The organism is Rhodopirellula maiorica SM1 (assembly GCF_000346295.1).
Lineage (GTDB): Bacteria > Planctomycetota > Planctomycetia > Pirellulales > Pirellulaceae > Novipirellula > Novipirellula maiorica.
The window spans coordinates 1-3,315 of the sequence record NZ_ANOG01000368.1; the positions used below are offsets into that span (position 1 = coordinate 1).

Here is a 3,315-nt window from a genome sequence, read left to right on the forward strand (position 1 = left end):
GATGGCAATCTTGTCATCGAAGCCCGCAAAGACAACGCGGGGATCAGCGGGACGTCGCGTGAGTATTCCTCCGGCCGCGTGCGGACGAAACATCGTGGCGATTGGAAGTATGGTCGCATCGATGTGCGAGCCAAACTTCCCGTAGGAGCCGGAATCTGGTCGGCGATTTGGATGCTGCCCACCAACGATGCTTACGGCGGCTGGGCTGCCAGCGGTGAAATCGACATCATGGAAATGAAAGGGCAGGAACCCGACGAGGTCTTAGGAACATTGCACTACGGTGACGTCTGGCCACGCAATGCTTACAGCGGAGACAAGTACAAATTGCCAAACGGATCGTTTGCGGATGACTTCCATACCTTTTCGGTCGTTTGGAAAGAGGGCCAGATCGACTGGCTAATCGACGGAAAGAAATACCAAACGCAGACCAAATGGAGCAGCACCGGGGGTGAATTCCCGGCACCCTTTGACCAGGAGTTCCATCTGCTTTTGAACGTCGCCGTGGGAGGCAACTTCCTCGGCCCGCCTAACGATTCCACTCCCTTCCCCGCAAAAATGTTGGTGGATTACGTGCGTGTGTACCAATAAGTACAGCAAGAAAAGAGGACGTGTCAGGCTGCCAGTCGCGAGGCCCACCGAACGAAACTCGACGCGAGTTTCGCTACGTCATGCGGATATGCTGCATCCGAAACTCTTGGCGAGTTTCGCTACAATAGAATATCCGCCTATCGCGATTGCAGGATCCAATCGATGGCTGCCGTGGTCGAGTCGACGTCCGGTTTGGCGAGCGAAACCGCATCGGGTTTGCTGCCGGCGTGGTAGGCCTTCGCTGTAATCGCGGGGATTGACGGTTCCCCATCGATCCACAACGGGTTCGGGGCCGATAACGCCAATAACGTAGGCAGGTCGCCGTACTTGATTGCACCAGGCAGAAAGTTCACGTGCCGCCAATCATTCAGCATTTCAAAGCGAAATCCCTCGGTGTCGATTGCGACGCGATCCATCTTCGCTCCGGCGATCACGCGAGCCGCTGCGACCAACGGTCCGCCGCCGTTGACGCCAAGCACTTGCAATGACTTGGGCTGGTGATCGTCGCTGCGAATCCATGCCGTCACGGTTAAGATGTCATGGACGCGGCGAGCAAATACGGTGTCGTTGTAACCATAGGTGTAACCTGCGAACGGACGCGGGTTTTTGACCGTACGGTTCTCGGTTAGCGAATCCGAGTCATTCGTAAATTCACCTTGGCCATACAGATCGGCACCAACCACTGCGAATCCTGCCTCGACCAACCGCAATAATTCCGCGTCAGGCTTACCGCCTGGGAACATTCCCGATTTGCCTTCACCATCGACCCACAACACGACTTGCTGGTTCCACTTGTCCGCCTTGGGATAGACAGAAATAACTGGCAATTGCTCGCCTTGGCTGTTCAGCGTGATCAAATCGCCAAACTCGATGAATTGCTCACGCGGTTCTTTCCATACCTTGGTTCGTGTGATATCCGCGGCCTTTGGTAGCTCACGCCCGATCAACGTCGTCCAAGCCGCGCGGACGGTCGCGAGGTAGGAATCTGTTTCACGGTCGCCACGGGGTGAATGATTCGACAACACTGCCAGATCACGCTCATTTAGCTGCTGAAGCAATTTACGTTCGTAATCGTCGCCGCCCTCGGGTGCCGGGTGCTTGTCGTTCCAGACCGTGTATTCCTCGGGTGTCAGCGGTTTCCAATCAAGTTCCTCGATCGGCTCATCCAATCCAAGCTCGAGGTATTTGTTCATCCACGAATACATCACGCTGCGAGTGACAGCGTTGTAGTTATGAGGGAAATGCAGCATCGGTTCGCAGTACACATCGTCAGCGACGCCAAGCATCGCATACAGTTCGCGAAGTTGCGGATAGCCTTTGGTCATCATTTCTTTGGTCCAATCATTCGCCGCCGTCATCGCTTGCGGACGCGGAGCAAACAACGCGGCAAGCTCAACATTGCCCGTGCCGATGCGAAGCAGGCTGCAGTTTTCGCACGTGCATCCGCCCTGCATGCTGGTGGAAACCATCCCATTGGGAAAGCCAACGATGTGACGATCGTCGATCGCGCCCATTAGAATCGTCTGCGTCCCTCCGCCGCTGCCGCCAGTAACTGCCAAGCGAGCGGGATCGACATCCGGCAGGCTTTCGAGAAAATCAAGCGACCGGATGCAGTTCCACGTTTGCAAACCGAGAATGCTGTGCAGTCGTCCTTCGGCTTGAGCGCCATAAAATCCATAGTTCTCACGTCCTTCTAAGTCCGCGTTGTGTTTTGCATAGCCATGGGCGCGGTCTTTGGATATTTGTTGGCTGTCGACGTAGCCGAGCATATCAAAGATAAACGTAACGCAGCCCATTCGAGCGAGCTGAGCACAGCGAGCCAGTTTTGGAAAACGTCCCGATTCGCGGTGCAGCTCGGCGCCCGATGCGATCAGATCGTCCATCTTGGCTTCGCCATAATCATATTGCCGGCCGCCATGACCGTGAGGCGATAAGACCGCCGGTCGTTTCTCGGTTGCTTCCCCCTCGGGCCGAAACAATAGTCCCGATACAAAATGGCCAGGCAAGCTTTCGAAGTAGACCTTTTCGACGGTAAAGCCATCACGTTGGACTTTGCCGTGAATCACTGTGTTGAGCGGCGTCTTTACGGGCATCGGAAACAATCCCGTCGCCACCAGAACCCGCTGCTTCAATTCCGCCTGACGCTGCTGCCATGCTTGTTTCGATTTGGGAACTTCAAACGGAAAGTAACCATTCAAATCTTTCGGATCATTCAGCCGCACATCGTCGGGCCGAGTATTCGCGTCGAGAACACGATGTTTCTCGGCATCGCCTGCGATCAAGGCGGATGAACCGCAAACCGCAATGCTCGCAACGACCCACAAGAGTGTTAATTGGGACCGGACAAAGGGAAATGAGGCTTTCACGGAGGGCTCCGAATCAGGTAAAGGAGGGAAACGAGCGGAGCCTCATTGTAGCCGATTACGGACGGTGGAGTTCGCGGGAGCACATGAAGTGCATAGAGCTTGTCGTTCCCCCCCTGCTTAGCTGATTAGATCGTGAACCACATTCGCCTCTTCCACCCCCGTCAAACGCTGGTCCAACCCTTGGAAGCGGTGAGTAAAACGAGCGTGGTCGATCCCCAGCAGATGCAGAATCGTGGCTTGCAAGTCATGCACTTCGACGGGGTTATGGGCGACATTGAAGCCAAACTCATCCGACTCGCCGAATGAAAACCCACGTTTGACGCCACCGCCGGCCATCCACAGCGAGAAGGCGTACGGATGA

3 protein-coding genes are annotated in these 3,315 nt (G+C 55.4%); 1 reads left to right on the top strand and 2 read right to left on the bottom strand.

Annotation, left to right across the window (positions count from 1 at the left end; translation table 11 throughout):
• Positions 1-588 (top strand): glycoside hydrolase family 16 protein (locus tag RMSM_RS11870; RefSeq protein WP_040765920.1); only part of this gene is annotated, 588 nt, incomplete at its 5' end.
• 137 nt (positions 589-725) lie between these two features.
• On the opposite strand, the gene RMSM_RS11875 is transcribed toward RMSM_RS11870, so the two are convergent.
• Complete coding sequence (locus RMSM_RS11875) at positions 726-2,954, bottom strand: acetylxylan esterase family protein (protein ID WP_144057578.1); 2,229 nt, start codon at positions 2,952-2,954, stop codon at positions 726-728.
• A gap of 117 nt (positions 2,955-3,071) precedes the next feature.
• The coding region (locus RMSM_RS11880) for a DUF1501 domain-containing protein (RefSeq protein ID WP_144057579.1) at positions 3,072-3,315 on the bottom strand (244 nt) is incomplete at its 5' end.